The sequence below is a fragment of the Shewanella sp. 4_MG-2023 genome (assembly GCF_030548015.1).
Classification (GTDB): Bacteria; Pseudomonadota; Gammaproteobacteria; order Enterobacterales; family Shewanellaceae; genus Shewanella.
Map to the genome: position 1 here is coordinate 138,629 of NZ_JAUORL010000003.1, position 16,721 is coordinate 155,349.

Consider the following 16,721-nt stretch of genomic DNA (forward strand, 5'->3'; position numbering starts at 1 on the left):
TAAAATCGTAATAAATGCTAGTAAATTAAGCTTAGCTAACGTAAAATTCCAGCTTTTGTTTTACCCCCATGCTTTAGGCATAAAGTTGACTTTGTGCCTAGACTACTATGTCGCCTGATAATCAGGCGCCCAATAGCATTTGATATGCAAAAATGCAGTGGATGAGAAAATGCAGCAGTTAACAGAGATCGTAGAACAAGCCTTAGAAGTAATAGGTAAGGCCGGTGATCTAAAGACACTGGATGATATCCGTGTCGACTACCTTGGTAAGAAAGGTAAGATCACTGACATGATGAAAATGATGGGTAGCTTAAGTCCAGCAGAGAAACCTGCCTTTGGACAAGCAGTCAACCAAGCTAAGCAAGCGGTACAGAAGCAACTTTCTGAGCGTATTGAAGGCTTAAAGGCTGCTGAATTAGAAGCGCAACTTATCGCAGATAAAATCGATGTAACCTTACCAGGTCGTACGCTTGAAATGGGCGGTTTACACCCAGTAACACGTACGATTGAACGTATTGAAACTTTCTTTGGCGAGCTTGGTTTTACCACTAAGCATGGTCCTGAAATCGAAGATGACTTTCATAACTTCGATGCATTGAATATTTCTGAGCATCATCCAGCTCGTGCTGATCATGACACCTTTTATTTCAATCCAAAAGTGATGTTGCGTACGCAAACTTCAGGGGTACAAATTCGTACCATGGAGCATGAAAAGCCACCTTTACGTATCATTTCTCCAGGTCGTGTTTATCGTAACGACTACGATCAAACTCACACGCCAATGTTCCACCAAGTGGAAGGTTTGTTAGTTGATGAAAAAGTTAACTTTGCAGAGCTGAAAGGCATTTTGCATGACTTCTTACGTAACTTTTTCGAAGAAGATTTAGAAGTGCGATTCCGTCCATCTTACTTCCCGTTTACTGAGCCTTCAGCTGAAGTTGATGTTATGGGTAAAAACGGTAAGTGGCTTGAAGTATTAGGTTGCGGCATGGTGCACCCTAATGTCCTTCGCAGTGTCGGTATCGACCCAGAAAAATACTCTGGTTTTGCTTTTGGTATGGGTGTTGAGCGTTTGACTATGCTGCGCTACGGTGTTAACGACTTACGTGCCTTCTTTGAAAACGATTTACGTTTTCTTAAGCAATTCAAATAACGGAGCAATATAAAGATGAAATTCAGTGAATCTTGGCTTCGTGAATGGGTTAGCCCATCTGTAAGCCGTGAAGAATTATCACACCAAATCACAATGGCCGGTCTTGAAGTTGACGGTATTGATGCCGTTGCAGCCGAATTTAGCGGTGTGATTGTTGGTGAAGTGGTTGAGTGTGGTCAGCATCCAGATGCTGACAAATTACGCGTAACTAAAATTAATGTTGGCGGCGATGAGTTAATTGATATCGTTTGCGGTGCACCAAACTGCCGTTTAGGCTTAAAAGTTGCGGTAGCAATGGTTGGGGCAGTGCTACCTGGCGATTTTAAAATTAAAAAAGCCAAACTACGCGGCCAGCCATCATTTGGTATGTTGTGTTCATACGGTGAGATCGGTATTGATATCGAAAGTGACGGTATTATTGAATTACCTGCAGATGCGCCGATTGGTAAAGATATCCGTGAATATCTTCAACTAAACGATGCCATCATCGACGTTGATTTAACCGCTAACCGTGCAGATTGTTTAGGTATGGCAGGCTTAGCGCGCGAAGTTGGTGTATTAAACCGTCAAGCGGTTGCTGAGCCGACGTGGGATCCTGTTACTGCAACTATCGATGATAAAGTTGAAATTAACGTTATTGCAGCAGATGCCTGTCCTCGTTATTTAGGCCGTGTGGTTAAGAATGTAAACTTAGCGGCAGCAACGCCTTTATGGATGCAAGAGAAGTTACGTCGTAGCGGTATTCGCTCAATCGATCCCATTGTAGATATTACTAACTACGTATTGATTGAATATGGTCAGCCAATGCATGCGTTTGATTTAGCAGCCTTAAATGGTGCTATTCAAGTGCGTTTAAGCGACGGCGTTGAAAAGCTTACTTTACTTGACGGTAACGAAATTACAGTACCAAGTGACACCCTAGTGATTGCTGACGATAAAGCAGCCGTTGCCTTAGCGGGTGTATTTGGCGGTGAAGCGTCAGGCGTAACTGCAAAGACCCAAGATATTTTATTAGAGTGCGCATTCTTTGCGCCTTTAGCCATTATGGGTAAATCGCGTCGCTTAGGCTTACACACAGATGCATCACACCGTTTTGAACGTGGTGTAGACCCAGAGCTTCAACATAAAGTGATGGACCGAGCTACGCGCTTAGTACTTGATATTTGTGGTGGTGAAGCAGGTCCTGTTGCTGAAGCAGTGTCTGAAGCGCATTTACCTAAGCCGGCTCAAATCACTTTGCGTCGCAGCAAGTTAGACAAAATTCTAGGTCATCATATTCCTGATACTGATGTAACAGAAATTCTTGAGCGTCTTGGATTTACTGTTGCAGTAACTGCTGACGCTTGGAATGTGACCACGGCAACATATCGTTTTGATATGGCCATTGAAGAAGATTTAATCGAAGAGGTTGCCCGTATTTATGGATATAACAATATCCCAAATATTGCACCTGTTGCTTCATTAAGTATGTCTGATCACAAAGAAGCGAATATTCCATTAAGCAAAGTGCGCAGTGTATTAGTGGCGCGCGGTTTCCAAGAGGCGGTGACCTATAGCTTTGTTGATCCTAAGTTACAAAACATTGTTCATCCAAATGAGCCAGCAATGATTTTACCGAATCCTATTTCGGTTGAAATGTCAGCGATGCGTTTATCGATGTTCACCGGTTTGTTAACTTCTGTTGGTTATAACCAAAGTCGTCAACAAGGTCGCGTACGTTTATTTGAAACCGGTTTACGCTTTGTTCCTGATGCCAAAGCAGATTCTGGTGTTAGACAAGAAGCGATGATTGGTGCAGTAATTTCTGGTGTTCAAAATGATGAACATTGGTCAATGGAATCTAAAACTGTCGACTTCTTTGATTTAAAAGGCGATTTAGAATCAATAATCGGCTTGACAGTTTCGACTTCTGAATTTACTTTTAGAAGTGCAACACATTCAGCTCTTCATCCAGGGCAATGTGCTGAAATATTGAGAAATAATCGAGTCATTGGTGTTATAGGTGCTATCCATCCGAGTTTGGAGAAGCCTTTTGGCCTTAATGGCAAAACAATTGTTTTTGAGTTAGAACTGGACGCTTTACTGCAAGCCAGTTTGCCGCTAGCCCAGGCTGTATCTAAGTTTCCTGCTAATCGACGTGATATTGCAGTCGTTGTAGACGAAGAAGTTTCTGCAACTAATGTTATGGATTTGATAAGAAAAGTTGGCGAAAATCAGTTGGTTGGCTTAAACTTGTTCGATGTATACCGGGGTAAAGGTGTTGACGCTGGCAAAAAGAGCCTTGCAATCGCACTTACATTACAAGACATTACTCGTACACTTGAAGAAAAAGACATCACTGAAACTGTTGATTCAGTTGTCTCGGCACTTAAGAGCGAGTTCAACGCATTGTTGAGGGATTAAAAGTATGGCACTTACCAAAGCCGAAATGGCAGAACATCTTTTCGAAACACTTGGCATGAATAAACGTGTAGCCAAAGAGATGGTTGAGTCTTTCTTTGAAGAGATTAGAGAAGCACTTGAAAGTGGTGAGCAGGTCAAGTTATCTGGCTTTGGAAACTTTGATTTGCGCGATAAAAACCAAAGACCGGGAAGGAACCCAAAAACTGGTGAAGATATTCCTATTTCAGCTCGCCGTGTAGTGACGTTCCGTCCGGGACAAAAACTCAAAACACGTGTTGAAGAAGCAAATGCTGAAAAGAAGTAGTTTCACTGTTTAATAAAAAAGCCACTCATTGAGTGGCTTTTTTATTTTAACAAATTAAGCAAGATTCAAAGTAGCAATTTTACAATATTCAGATGTTGTCCCGCTGATAAATTGGTATTATGGCCAATTCCTTAGGCTCTTTGTTTCACTGTGTTAATGTAATCTTTGAGGTTTCTTTTGGCTAGACAAGCAAAACATTTCGATCGTCGCTTTACCCTATCTTTATTGCACCCGAAATATTGGGGTACATGGCTAGCCATTATGGTGTTATTTATGTTTGGGGTGATGCCTGCTTGGTTGCGAGATCCTATAGCGCGACTATTAGCCAAGCTGGTACTGTCTTATGCGAAAAAACCCATCAATATTGCGCGTATCAATATTCAAACATGTTTTCCTGAGAAGTCAGCGACTGAGGTGGATGAGTTAATTAACGCCAACGTCGATATGTTTGTTTTAACCTTGGTATCTCAAGCTGAATTATTAATTCGCTCAGATGCGCATCTAAGGCGTCGAGTCAGTATTACAGGTTTTGAACATGTGCAAGCCGCGCGTGATGCTGGCCAGCCGATTATTTTTATCATGCCCCATGTATGGCCGATTGATTATGCCGGGCTGCGTTTAAATATCGAACTGCCTATGGTTACCATGGCCAAAGCTCATAATAACGGCTTATTCAATTGGTTTAGTAATCGACTACGCAGTAGTAAGAATGGCCGCGTTTACATGCGAGAGGCGGGCATACGCGCGCTAATCACTGAATTAAAGCAAGATAATAGCTTCTTTTATTTACCAGATGAAGATTTAGGTCCTGAGCAAAGTGTATTTGCTCCATTGCTGGCAACAGAAAAAGCCACCTTACCGGTAGTAGGGCGTTTAGCGCAAGCAGGTAAGGCGCAGGTTTTACCGGTAAAAATTGGTTACGACAAAACAGCTTACCAGTTTAAGTTGACCGTGATGCCGCAAGTTAAGCCTGAAGATATGCAAGGTAAGGATAACGAAGCCATTGCTTTAAATAAAATGGTTGAGCAAGTTATTCAAGCTTACCCTGAGCAATATATGTGGTTTTTGAAATTCCTTAAAACCCGTCCAGAAGGGCAAGCAAAAATCTATTAATTTGAATAACTAATAAACCAAAAAAGCACTCGATGAGTGCTTTTTTTTGGTTAAAGGAAAATTAGTGTGGCGCTAAGATGTCACTTTAATTAACGGTTACTCTGAAAAGTAATACCAACCTTGATTGATAAGCTGGGTTAATACCGTCATGACTTGCTGATCATTGAGCCAGTTTTGAAGCTGCGATTGAGTGAGTAGGTGATTATTGGCGATCTCGGCGATGATGTCTTGTTCAATCCCTGCGGCGCAAACCACTTCACCATTGATATACAACTGCGCTTGGGTATCAGCCTCTAGGCTTAATACCTTTAAGCCGCCAATACGTTGCATGTTAGCGCCATCTTCAATGGCTTCCTTAACATCTGTTGTTGAAATTGGCGCTTCAAAGGGATTGATATCGAGTTCAAAACGATTTTGGCTGAGTAACTTACCTAGCATAGTTTGGTATTGGGCAGGATCAGTTGCTAATTGAGCCAGTAAATCCATGATCCCTTGCTGCTGAGTTTGACTGACTAGGCCATGGCTTGCAGCTTCTTCGCTAGAGGTAAATCTATGTTGGCCAGCACTGTTATCAATCAGCGAATCAGCCAACTCAGTTAATAATTCTTGCTGACTTGGCGCTCTAAAACCAATAGAATAACTCATTGCAAGACTTAAGGTTTCACCGCAATGAGGGTAGCCTGGCGGAATATATAACATATCGCCTTTGCTGAGCACCACATCAATAATGGGTTCAAAGTCATCGACTAATGGACTTGATGGATCTCCACCACGGCATTGATGTTCGCCATTATGGCCCACTTTCCAGCGGCGTTCCCCTTCTCCTTGGATCAAGAACACATCATAATTATCAATATGTGGCCCAATGCCGCCTTGTGGGGTGGCAAACGATACCATTAAGTCATCAAAACGCCAATCAGGTAAAAATCTGAATGCTTCAACCAGTGGTTGAGACTCCGGATACCAATGGTTTACCGCTTGCACAAGTAACTGCCATTTGTCATCGCCATGTTCGTCATAGTCTTCAAACGGCCCTTGAATCACTTTCCAGTCATCGGTTTCAGTTTTAACGATGCGAGAAGAGATATCTTCTTCCATGGCTAGGCCTGCAAGTTCATCGGCCGATATTGGATCTTCAAATGCCTTAAAGGCATTTTTGATGACTATAGGTTTTTGTTGCCAATATTTACTGATGAACTCAGCAGTATCAAAATTTAATGTATACATAGTATTAAAAAAGGCGGCAATCCTTATGGAACTGCCGCCTATCCTTATTCAACAATCAATAGTTGTTATTGAGTGGAAGATTATTTTAACTCGTCAACAAATGCTTCAGCACGACCAATGTAGTTGGCTGGCGTCATTGTTTTAAGTTCAGCTTTAACGTTATCAGGTAACTCTAGACCATCGATAAAGACTGCAAGTTGATCGCCGTCGATACGCTTACCACGGGTTAACTCTTTTAATTTCTCGTATGGCTTTTCAATGCCGTAGCGACGCATCACTGTTTGTACTGGCTCTGCTAATACTTCCCAGTTTTTATCTAACTCAGCGCGAAGGTTTGCTTCATTCACTTCAAGCTTGCTGATGCCTTTCATTGTTGCTTGATAAGCAATTAATGAATGCGCCATACCAACACCTAAGTTACGCAATACTGTTGAGTCAGTTAAATCTCGCTGCCATCTTGATACAGGAAGCTTTGCGGCTAAATGCTGCATTAACGCGTTAGCAATACCTAAGTTACCTTCAGAATTTTCAAAATCAATTGGGTTAACTTTGTGCGGCATGGTTGATGAACCAATCTCGCCAGCGATAGTGCGTTGCTTGAAGTGACCTAATGCAATGTAGCCCCAAATGTCACGATCGAAATCGATTAAGATGGTGTTGAAACGGGCAATAGCATCAAATAACTCAGCGATGTAATCATGGGGCTCAATTTGAGTGGTGTATGCGTTCCAGTTAATACCTAAACTTGTCACAAAGCGTTGTGACAGCTCATGCCAGTTAACTTCTGGGTAAGCAGAAAGGTGAGCATTGTAGTTACCCACAGCGCCATTGATTTTACCCATGATTTCTACTGCATTGATTTGGTCTAGTTGGCGTTCTAAACGAACGGCAACGTTAGCCATTTCTTTACCCAGCGTAGAAGGCGAAGCCGGTTGACCATGTGTACGTGACATCAATGGTACTGATTTGTTGTCTCTTGCTAATTGCTTAAGCGCATTGACAATTTCTAGACACTGAGGCGCTAATACTAATTCACGTGCTTCTTTAAGCATTAATGCGTGAGATAAGTTATTAATATCTTCAGAAGTACAAGCAAAATGTACGAATTCGTCGATTGCAACTAATTCAGCGTTATCTGCAATTTGTTCTTTGATGAAATACTCAACCGCTTTAACGTCATGGTTAGTGGTTCTTTCAATCGTTTTAACGCGCAAAGCGTCTTCTTCACTGAAGTTATCCTTAATGCTATCTAGTAACGCTAATGCGTCTTCACTAAATGGCGGAACTTCTTCAATCTCTGGGCAACTTGAAAGTAGTTTTAACCAGTTAATTTCAACTTGAACACGGTATTTTGTTAAACCGAATTCGCTGAAAATACCTCGTAGAGAGGTGGTTTTACTACCGTAACGACCGTCTATCGGCGAGATAGCTGTCAGTGCAGAAAGATCCATTTGAAGCTCCTTGATGAACTTTTATTGTAAGTTGGAATATTTGTAGGGTGAATCGTTAATTATTTTTACGGCTACTGATAGCGGTATCCACAATGGCTTTACGGGCAAAAACTAAGTGACGGCGTTTGCCTCCCAGTTGTCGCCATAAAACGGCACTGCGCATCGCTGCTAGCAATAAAGCACGAATTTTTTGTTGTACTTGCGGTTGTTGTAAATAAGCTGGATTCCCAGAAATTTGCAATTTAGGTCCCAGTTCACTGATGGTATCACTGTAAATACTGGCAAGACTGGCGATGATTTGTTCATCAGTAATCGCAAAATGGTGTAGTTGTCGATGCACTTGGTTGATGCGTTCAGCTAACATGCCTAAGCCATTTGCTGAGCGAGCCAGTTTGCGCTCCAGTGCTAACATACCAACAAGGTAGCGGGTGGTTTCCACATCCTTGCTATTACCATCACCCAATTGGTTTTCAATGAGCTGATAACCTTTATTAAGTGCTTGCTTATCGGTATAGATATCACTAATAGAATCAGGATCTGTGACCATGATGGTGTTCAGACTTGCAGCAAGTGCGCTTTCATCTGAATCACCATGACGAGCAATATGTTGTACTTGAGCAATAGCTTGTAATATTCCGGCAAACGCCATAGTGCGTTCAAATAAGACTTGGCTCACAGACTATCCTCTAATTAAACAATCAATGATTCCGCCGCCAAGGCAGACTTCACCATCATAAAATACTGCAGATTGCCCTGGCGTTACCGCAGCAACGGGTTCATCAAAAATAACCCTTAAGTTACTGTCATCATCATAAGTCACAGTGCAGTGCACATCTTGCTGACGATAACGAGTTTTAACGGTAATTTTTGCTGGTGCGCTTGGGCCTTTGCGGTCAACCCAATGTAATTGATTGACCAACATGCCAGTAGACATTAACCGTGGATGCTTACCACCTTGGGCCACAACGAGCACATTGCGGGTTAAATCTTTATCAACCACATACCAAGGATCATCGTTACTATTTTTCAAGCCACCAATACCCAGACCTTTACGCTGGCCTAGTGTGTGGTACATCAATCCTTGGTGGGTACCAATCACTTCACCTTCATCAGCGGTTTCAATATCACCAGGCTGAGCAGGTAAGTAGGTTGCTAAAAAGTCAGTAAACTTGCGCTCACCGATAAAGCAGATGCCAGTACTGTCTTTTTTATCATGGGTGATTAAGCCCATTTCTTTGGCGATATCACGAACTTGGTGTTTTTCTAATTCGCCCACAGGGAATAAACTTTTAGCCACTTGCTCATGACTAAGGGTATAGAGGAAATAACTTTGATCTTTATTGCCATCAACACCACGTAACATTTGAGTTCCGTCAGCACTGTCATAACGGCGAACGTAGTGGCCCATAGCAATATAGTCAGCATCAAGAATTTCGTCAGCGAATTCTAAAAATGCTTTGAATTTGATTTCTTTGTTACAGATGATATCGGGATTTGGGGTACGACCTGCTTTATATTCCGCTAAGAAATACTCGAAAACATTGTCCCAATACTCTGCCGCAAAGTTAACTGTATGAAGTTTAATGCCTAATTTATCACAGACGGACTGGGCATCTTTTAAGTCTTCAGAAGCCGCACAATACTCATCGGTATCATCTTCTTCCCAGTTCTTCATGAACAATCCTTCTACTTGGTAGCCTTGCTGCATAAGCAAATACGCAGAAACAGAAGAATCTACACCGCCGGACATGCCAACGATGACTTTTTTACCATTTGGATTGGGAGTACTTAATGTCATAAAACCTAGAAACCATGAGTGTTTGGGTAGTTAGAGATCATAATGTGGTCGCCGTTAGTGCATTTCAAGTGCGCTGACAAATGAACCTATAAATCTCCAAAATGTGCGGCGCATATTCTATCATGCATTATTGGTTGCGGCTATGATCTGCAGTTCACTATTAATCAGTGATAATGGGCTGTGGGGTTTATGTAAATAGTCTTCAATAGATTTGAGTACTAATGGGCTGCGAAGTTGATTTTGACGGGCTTTTACCTGTTCTATAGTTAACCAATGGCAGGCACTAATAGCAGGATCTATTGGGGTGCATTCAACGCATTTGTTTACTTGTGCGCAAAAAGTAAATCGCATAAAAGACAATGCGTTTGATGCACTAAATTGGTAGATGCAAACGAGTGCCGAAATAGTAATATTTAATCCGGTTTCTTCTTTTACTTCCCGAATGCAGGCATCAATGATGGTTTCATTGGCTTCTAAATGCCCTGCAGGTTGGTTAAAGCGCACTTCACCATCAATAATTTCTTCAACTAATAAAAATTTATTATCACAATGGATAACACAAGCAACAGTGGTATTGGGTTTATAACGTGGTTTCACCATGACTTATCCTATTGCCTAAAAATCTTGTGTGACAGATTAACTTTCTTGTTTGTGGACTTTATATTCACCACAATTAATGTCATCTAAATTCCATTGACCTATTTTATAGCGAATTAATCTTAAAGTAGGGTGGCCGATATGCGCGGTCATGCGTCTAACTTGTCGGTTTCTGCCTTCACAAATTTGAATTTCTAACCAGGTTGTTGGAATAGACTTTCGCTCACGCACTGGCGGGGTTCGCTCCCAAACCGCAGGTTCATCGATTACTTTTGCTTTTGCTGGCAAGGTCATGCCATCTTTTAGTTCAACCCCTTGGCAGAGTGCTTTTATTGACGCTGCATCTGGCTCACCTTCAACTTGAGCCCAATAAGTCTTAAAGGTTTTCTTTTTCGGCTGGGTCAATTTCGCCTGCAGTTTACCGTCATTAGTGAGTAGCAATAAGCCTTCACTGTCTCTATCTAAACGTCCTGCAGCATAAACGTCTTTTACTGGAATAAAATCTTTTAAGGTTTGGCGACCAGATTCATCGGTAAATTGACATAAAACATCAAAAGGTTTGTTAAACAACACAATTACGGGATCGGATACTGGCTTAGCTACTGGGCGTTTAAAGCCTTTTTTCATTGGGCGAGTTGATGTTGGGGATGCAAATTTATTACTGAAACGTTTTGGTTTGCCATTGACTGACATATAAAAGCCTTTAATGATGAAATTGATTCATTTTGTATAGTTTACTCGGCATTGGGCCTTAGTGGAATTTGAATCTTGCACATAATGGTCTATGATGTTGGCCTAAAAATGTGATCTGTACCCGTTTTTAAAAAACAAGCAGCCACTATTTATTTTTCAAATTTCATATGGATTTGTGCCGCAAAATTACACTTTAACAATAGATTAAAGGTCTTTTTAGGTAGATACTTATTACAATAATAATTTATAAAAACTATTTATTTCAATAATGTAGGAAAAAGCATGAAAGATAATTCTCCAACGATCATTTATACTGAAACTGATGAAGCCCCCGCATTAGCTACGCTGTCATTACTCCCTATCATCCGCACATTTACCAATGCTGCAGGTGTAAAAGTCGAGACTAGAGATATATCTTTATCTGGCCGTATTATTGCTAACTTTCCTGAAAAGTTAACTGCAGAGCAAAAAATTGCTGATGCACTCACTGAGTTAGGCCTAATGGCAAATACGCCTGAAGCTAATATTATCAAGTTACCTAACATCAGTGCGTCAATTCCACAGTTAAAAGCCTGTATCGCTGAACTTCAAGCGAAAGGTTACGATATACCAAACTACCCAGATGAGCCATCGACTGATGCAGAGCGTGAATCTCAGTCACGTTATGACAAGATTAAAGGCAGTGCAGTAAACCCGGTATTGCGTGAAGGTAACTCTGATCGCCGCGCGCCAACATCGGTAAAAAATTACGCTAAGAAAAACCCGCATTCAATGGGTAAATGGGCAAGTGATTCAGCATCACACGTTGCGCATATGATTGAAGGTGATTTTTACGGTAGTGAGCAATCAGTCACCCTGACTGATGCTGATACTGTAGATATCGTGCTAACCCAAGCAGATGGCCAAAAAGTAGCTTTGAAAACGGGCTTATCTTTATTAGCCGGTGAAGTAATTGATACCGCAGTAATGAGCAACAAAGCTTTAGTTGCCTTTTACGAGCGAGAAATCGAAGCGGCTAAATCTGAAGATGTACTATTGTCATTGCACCTTAAAGCAACAATGATGAAAGTATCAGACCCGATTTTATTTGGTCACGCTGTAAAAGTTTTCTTTAAAGAGGTTTTTGACAAGCACCAAGTGCTGTTTGATGAATTAGGCGTTGATGTTAACAATGGTTTTGGTGATGTATACGCAAAAATTACCACATTACCAGAAGCCCAGCGCGCAGAAATCGAGGCTGATATTGCTGCGGTTTATGCTAAACGTCCAGCATTGGCGATGGTTGATTCAGATAAAGGCATCACTAACTTACACGTACCAAGTGATATTATTATTGATGCATCTATGCCTGCAGCTATTCGTTCTTCAGGTAAAATGTGGGGCCCAGATGGCCAACTTAAAGACACCAAAGCAATGATCCCTGATCGTTGTTATGCCGGTGTGTATCAAGAAACAATTGCATTTTGTAAAACCAATGGCGCATTTAACCCAACCACAATGGGCAGTGTGCCAAACGTCGGTTTGATGGCTCAAAAAGCCGAAGAATACGGTAGTCATGATAAAACATTTGAAATTGCACAAGCAGGTGTTGTTAACGTTGTTAACCGTGCTGGCAAGGTGTTGATGACGCATAATGTTGAAGTTGGTGACATTTTCAGAATGTGCCAGGTAAAAGATGCACCAATCCGCGATTGGGTTAAGTTAGCAGTTCGACGTTCACGTTTAAGTGCCACGCCTGCAATTTTCTGGTTAGACAGTAAGCGTGCTCATGACGCTCAATTAATCACTAAAGTTGAAGCTTATCTTCAAGATCATGATACTGACGGCTTGGATATACAAATTCTTGCACCAGTAGAAGCAACTCGAGTGACACTCGCTCGCGTTAAACAAGGTTTAGATACTATTTCTGTAACGGGTAACGTACTGCGTGATTACCTGACTGATCTATTCCCAATTCTTGAATTAGGCACTAGTGCTAAAATGCTATCAATTGTGCCGTTAATGAATGGCGGTGGCTTATTTGAAACAGGCGCGGGTGGTAGTGCACCTAAGCATGTTCAACAAGTTGAGAAAGAAGGCCATTTACGCTGGGATTCACTGGGTGAATTTTTGGCATTAGCGGCTTCTTTAGAGCATTTAAGCCAAACAGCAAATAACCCTAAAGCACAGGTGCTAGCGGATACGTTAGATATTGCTATCGGCCAATTCCTTGATAGCAATAAATCACCTTCACGTCGTGTTGGTGAGCTTGATAACCGTGGTAGTCACTTTTATTTAGCCATGTATTGGGCTCAAGCTGTCTCAGTGCAAACTGTTGATACGGAATTAGCTGCGCAGTTTACTGAACTTGCTGAGTCGCTAACATCTAACGAAGCGGCAATTGTGGCGGAATTGAATGCATCACAAGGCCCTGCTGTTGATTTAGGTGGTTACTACCGTTTAGACGCAGCAAAAGCTGAAGCTGCCATGCGTCCAAGTGCATTACTAAATCAATTTATTACACATTAAGCGTTTTTTTGTGGCTAAATTGAAGGCATAAAATTGATGCCGTAAAGCAGAGGGCTTGCTCTCTGCTTTTTTGTGCCTGTTTGCCGCCATAGCCAGTTCGACTGATTTTAATCGCACTCAGTTAATGGGATAAGCTTTCAAGGCTTGAATACTGAAACTAGGCTAAGTGAGATTTAGCCTCTGTCAGCAAATTTGTTAACGCCGGAGGTTGAAGTTGCTTAAGTTAAGATGAATTGAACCTCAGTTTTATTTACGATTAGGTGTTTTTTTGGGCAAACAGTTTAATATTTACTTTTTATTTGCCCAATAAAAAAGGCAGAGATTAAAATCTCTGCCTTTTTGATTTATAGTTTCACCGACTATTTTGTTGGTGAAATGGCTGAAGCATGCATGCCCTTTGGGCCCTGCTCAGTTTCGAAATCGACAGGCTGACCCGCTTTTAGCGTTCTGTAGCCTTCCATTTCAATAGTTGAATAATGTGCAAAAACATCTTCGCCACCCTGATCTGGGCATATAAACCCGAATCCTTTGGCGTTGTTGAACCATTTAACAGTTCCGCTTGCCATACTTCCACTTCCTTCTGTTGCCTACTTACCAGTAAGATAGTAAAACTTATTAAGAGCGGTCTACATGTGCCGCCTGCAAACAGAATGAAATTTGTACGAAAAGATGTCAAGTAAAAATTAACAAAATGACAACATTTAATTAATTTAATAATATCAATTGGTCTTGTACCAAACTAGAGGCTAGTATTAACACATGGGTAGATTAGGCAGCGTAGAGCACACTAAAGAGCGTGTTGAATCGGAGCTACAACCACCTTCAATGTATAAGGTCGTGTTAAATAACGATGATTACACACCGATGGATTTTGTTATTGAAGTGCTTCAACGCTTTTTTAACAAGGATGAACAGCAAGCCACAGACATCATGTTGGCTATCCATCACCAAGGTAAAGGAATATGTGGTGTTTTTTCATTTGGGATCGCTGAAACCAAAGTCTTACAAGTAAATCAATTTGCCAGAGAAAACGAACATCCGTTGCTGTGTACATTAGAAGCCGCATAGTGAACTTGCTGTTCACAACCGGTAACTCTGCAGTATTTGAGTATTTTTAGGGGGTGCTATGCTAAACAAAGATCTTGAAGTCACCTTGAATCTCGCTTTTCAACAAGCTCGAGATTCACGTCATGAATATATGACAGTAGAACATTTATTATTAGCATTAATTAATAACCCATCGGCTAAAGAAGCACTATTAGCCTGTGGTGCAGATCTGTCTCGTTTACACGAGGAAGTATCTAACTTCATCCAACAAACAACCCCATTAATCGCTGACACCACAGAAGAACGTGAAACTCAGCCTACCTTAGGCTTTCAACGTGTGCTTCAGCGTGCAGTATTTCATGTGCAGTCATCAGGTCGTAATGAAGTGACAGGTGCCAATGTCTTAGTTGCTATTTTTAGTGAGCAAGAGTCTCAGGCTGTATATTTACTGCGTCGCTGCGAAATAACGCGTTTAGATGTGGTTAACTATATCTCCCACGGTTTACCAAAAGACGATAGTGACGAAGAGATAAATAACCCAGAAGCCAGCGAAGAAGGCACTGAAGCCGGTGAAGATAGAAGTTTATTGGCTCAATTTGCTACAGACTTAAATCAATTATCTAAAGATGGGGTCATAGACCCACTCATTGGCCGTGATGATGAAGTTGAGCGTGCGATTCAAACCTTATGTCGTCGTCGTAAAAATAACCCATTATTGGTCGGTGAGGCTGGTGTGGGTAAAACAGCCATTGCTGAAGGTTTAGCCTACCGTATCGTTAATGAGCAAGTACCTGATGTTATCAAAGATGCTACTGTGTATTCGTTAGATTTAGGCTCATTACTCGCTGGCACTAAATACCGTGGTGATTTTGAAAAACGCTTTAAAGGGCTATTAAAAGAGCTGGCCAAAAATGAACATGCGATTTTATTTATTGATGAAATTCATACCATCATTGGTGCAGGTGCCGCTTCAGGTGGGGTAATGGATGCCTCAAATCTGTTAAAACCTTTGTTATCCAACGGCTCACTTCGATGTATGGGCTCAACCACATTCCAGGAATACCAAAGTATTTTTGAGAAAGACAGGGCTTTAGCCCGTCGTTTCCAAAAAATTGATATTAACGAACCTTCGGTTGCTGAAACCACTAAGATTTTACTGGGACTTAAATCAAAGTATGAAGAACATCATGGGGTTCGTTACACTCAGGCTGCAATCAGTTCTGCGGCTAGCTTGTCAGCTAAGCACATTAATGACCGTCACTTGCCTGACAAGGCCATTGATGTGATTGATGAGGCGGGCGCTAGAATGGTGATGCTGCCAGCTAGCAAACGTAAAAAAACCATCGGTCAGCCAGAAATTGAAGCCATTATTGCCAAAATAGCACGTATTCCTGAGAAGTCCGTATCGTCTACTGACAAAGATTTACTTAAGAACCTTGAACGTAACCTTAAGATGTTGGTATTCGGGCAGGACAAAGCCATTGAGGGCCTTAGCTCTGCCATACGTTTATCTCGAAGCGGCTTAGGTGCAGAGAAAAAGCCTGTGGGCAGTTTCTTATTTGCCGGCCCTACTGGGGTGGGTAAAACCGAGGTGACTAATCAGTTGGCATCATGTTTAAACATGAAGCTTATCCGTTTTGATATGTCTGAGTATACCGAAAGACATACGGTTTCACGTTTAATTGGTTCACCACCCGGTTATGTCGGTTACGAGCAAGGCGGTTTACTTACTGATGCCGTAATTAAAAACCCGCATTGTGTGGTGCTGCTAGATGAAATCGAAAAAGCTCACCCTGACATTTATAATTTGCTGTTGCAAGTCATGGATCACGGTACCTTAACCGATAATAACGGTCGCAAAGCAGACTTTAGAAATGTGACCTTGGTGATGACCACCAATGCTGGCGTTCAAGAGTCTATCCGTACTTCAATAGGCTTTAAGCAACAAGACAACAGCCTTAATGCGATGTCAGAAATTAATAAAGTGTTTTCACCAGAGTTTCGAAATCGTTTAGATTCGATTATTTGGTTTAATCATCTTGATATGACCATTATTGCTAAGGTTGTCGATAAGTTCCTTATTGAGCTGCAAGCGCAGTTAGATGAGAAGCGTGTCACCCTCGAGGTCACTGATGAAGCGCGCACTTTATTAGCTGAAAAGGGTTACGATAAAAATATGGGCGCTCGCCCGATGAGCCGTGTTGTTACTGAGTTAATCAAACGACCATTGGCTGATGAAATCTTATTTGGCAAGCTTGAAGCTGGTGGAATAGCAAAAGTTGATGTCAAAGATAATGAGCTGGTGATCAGTTGCGAATGTGAAGAGAAAGTCTCTTAAACCTTGTTAATTATTTGGCTCAAATAAAAATGGCTATCTGTTTTCAGATAGCCATTTTTTCTTGACGTTAATCGCCTAATTACTATTAC

The 16,721-nt window shown here is 41.5% G+C and carries 14 protein-coding genes; 7 read left to right on the forward strand and 7 right to left on the reverse strand.

Annotation, left to right across the window (positions count from 1 at the left end; translation table 11 throughout):
• Positions 1–169 precede the first annotated feature (169 nt).
• From pheS to lpxM, 4 genes are all read left to right on the forward strand, one after another.
• Positions 170–1,153, forward strand: coding sequence for a phenylalanine--tRNA ligase subunit alpha (pheS, locus tag Q4546_RS02555; RefSeq protein WP_303445625.1), 984 nt, complete (start codon positions 170–172; stop codon positions 1,151–1,153).
• Between the two features lie 15 nt (positions 1,154–1,168).
• On the forward strand, positions 1,169–3,556 hold the full coding sequence (gene pheT / locus Q4546_RS02560; RefSeq protein WP_102477242.1) for a phenylalanine--tRNA ligase subunit beta: 2,388 nt from the start codon (positions 1,169–1,171) through the stop codon (positions 3,554–3,556).
• Positions 3,557–3,560: 4 nt separating this feature from the next.
• Positions 3,561–3,860 (forward strand): integration host factor subunit alpha, encoded by a 300-nt coding sequence (ihfA, locus tag Q4546_RS02565; RefSeq protein ID WP_102437883.1) that lies wholly within the window; start codon positions 3,561–3,563, stop codon positions 3,858–3,860.
• 177 nt (positions 3,861–4,037) lie between these two features.
• Positions 4,038–4,973, forward strand: a complete 936-nt coding sequence (gene lpxM, locus Q4546_RS02570) for a lauroyl-Kdo(2)-lipid IV(A) myristoyltransferase (RefSeq protein ID WP_303445626.1) — start codon at positions 4,038–4,040, stop codon at positions 4,971–4,973.
• Positions 4,974–5,069: 96 nt separating this feature from the next.
• Here the strand turns inward: lpxM and Q4546_RS02575 are convergent, their stop codons facing one another.
• The 6 genes from Q4546_RS02575 to Q4546_RS02600 form a co-directional block, all read right to left on the reverse strand.
• A complete protein-coding gene (locus Q4546_RS02575; protein ID WP_102477243.1) occupies positions 5,070–6,200 on the reverse strand; it encodes a cupin domain-containing protein in 1,131 nt (376 codons plus the stop codon).
• Between the two features lie 80 nt (positions 6,201–6,280).
• Positions 6,281–7,651 (reverse strand): adenylosuccinate lyase, encoded by a 1,371-nt coding sequence (gene purB, locus Q4546_RS02580; protein WP_102437878.1) that lies wholly within the window; start codon positions 7,649–7,651, stop codon positions 6,281–6,283.
• Between the two features lie 55 nt (positions 7,652–7,706).
• The gene (hflD, locus tag Q4546_RS02585; RefSeq protein ID WP_076536241.1) at positions 7,707–8,327 is read right to left on the reverse strand and encodes a high frequency lysogenization protein HflD; all 621 of its coding nucleotides are present in this window, start codon (positions 8,325–8,327) and stop codon (positions 7,707–7,709) included.
• Positions 8,328–8,330: 3 nt separating this feature from the next.
• Entirely contained in the window at positions 8,331–9,449 is a 1,119-nt protein-coding gene (gene mnmA / locus Q4546_RS02590) for a tRNA 2-thiouridine(34) synthase MnmA (RefSeq protein ID WP_102520013.1), read from the reverse strand.
• Positions 9,450–9,569: 120 nt separating this feature from the next.
• Positions 9,570–10,046, reverse strand: a complete 477-nt coding sequence (locus Q4546_RS02595) for an NUDIX hydrolase (protein WP_102437909.1) — start codon at positions 10,044–10,046, stop codon at positions 9,570–9,572.
• Between the two features lie 39 nt (positions 10,047–10,085).
• Complete coding sequence (locus Q4546_RS02600) at positions 10,086–10,739, reverse strand: rRNA large subunit pseudouridine synthase E (RefSeq protein WP_303445627.1); 654 nt, start codon at positions 10,737–10,739, stop codon at positions 10,086–10,088.
• A gap of 282 nt (positions 10,740–11,021) precedes the next feature.
• On the opposite strand from Q4546_RS02600, the gene Q4546_RS02605 reads away from it, so the two are divergent.
• Positions 11,022–13,247, forward strand: coding sequence for an NADP-dependent isocitrate dehydrogenase (locus tag Q4546_RS02605; protein ID WP_303445628.1), 2,226 nt, complete (start codon positions 11,022–11,024; stop codon positions 13,245–13,247).
• Between the two features lie 359 nt (positions 13,248–13,606).
• On the opposite strand, the gene cspD is transcribed toward Q4546_RS02605, so the two are convergent.
• The gene (gene cspD / locus Q4546_RS02610) at positions 13,607–13,813 is read right to left on the reverse strand and encodes a cold shock domain-containing protein CspD (RefSeq protein WP_055024439.1); all 207 of its coding nucleotides are present in this window, start codon (positions 13,811–13,813) and stop codon (positions 13,607–13,609) included.
• 193 nt (positions 13,814–14,006) lie between these two features.
• Between cspD and clpS the strand changes: the two genes are divergently transcribed.
• Positions 14,007–14,315 carry an ATP-dependent Clp protease adapter ClpS gene (gene clpS / locus Q4546_RS02615; protein ID WP_102437870.1) on the forward strand — a complete coding sequence of 103 codons (309 nt, stop codon included), beginning with the start codon at positions 14,007–14,009 and terminating at the stop codon, positions 14,313–14,315.
• Positions 14,316–14,373: 58 nt separating this feature from the next.
• A complete protein-coding gene (clpA, locus tag Q4546_RS02620; protein WP_102437868.1) occupies positions 14,374–16,632 on the forward strand; it encodes an ATP-dependent Clp protease ATP-binding subunit ClpA in 2,259 nt (752 codons plus the stop codon).
• Positions 16,633–16,721 lie beyond the last annotated feature (89 nt).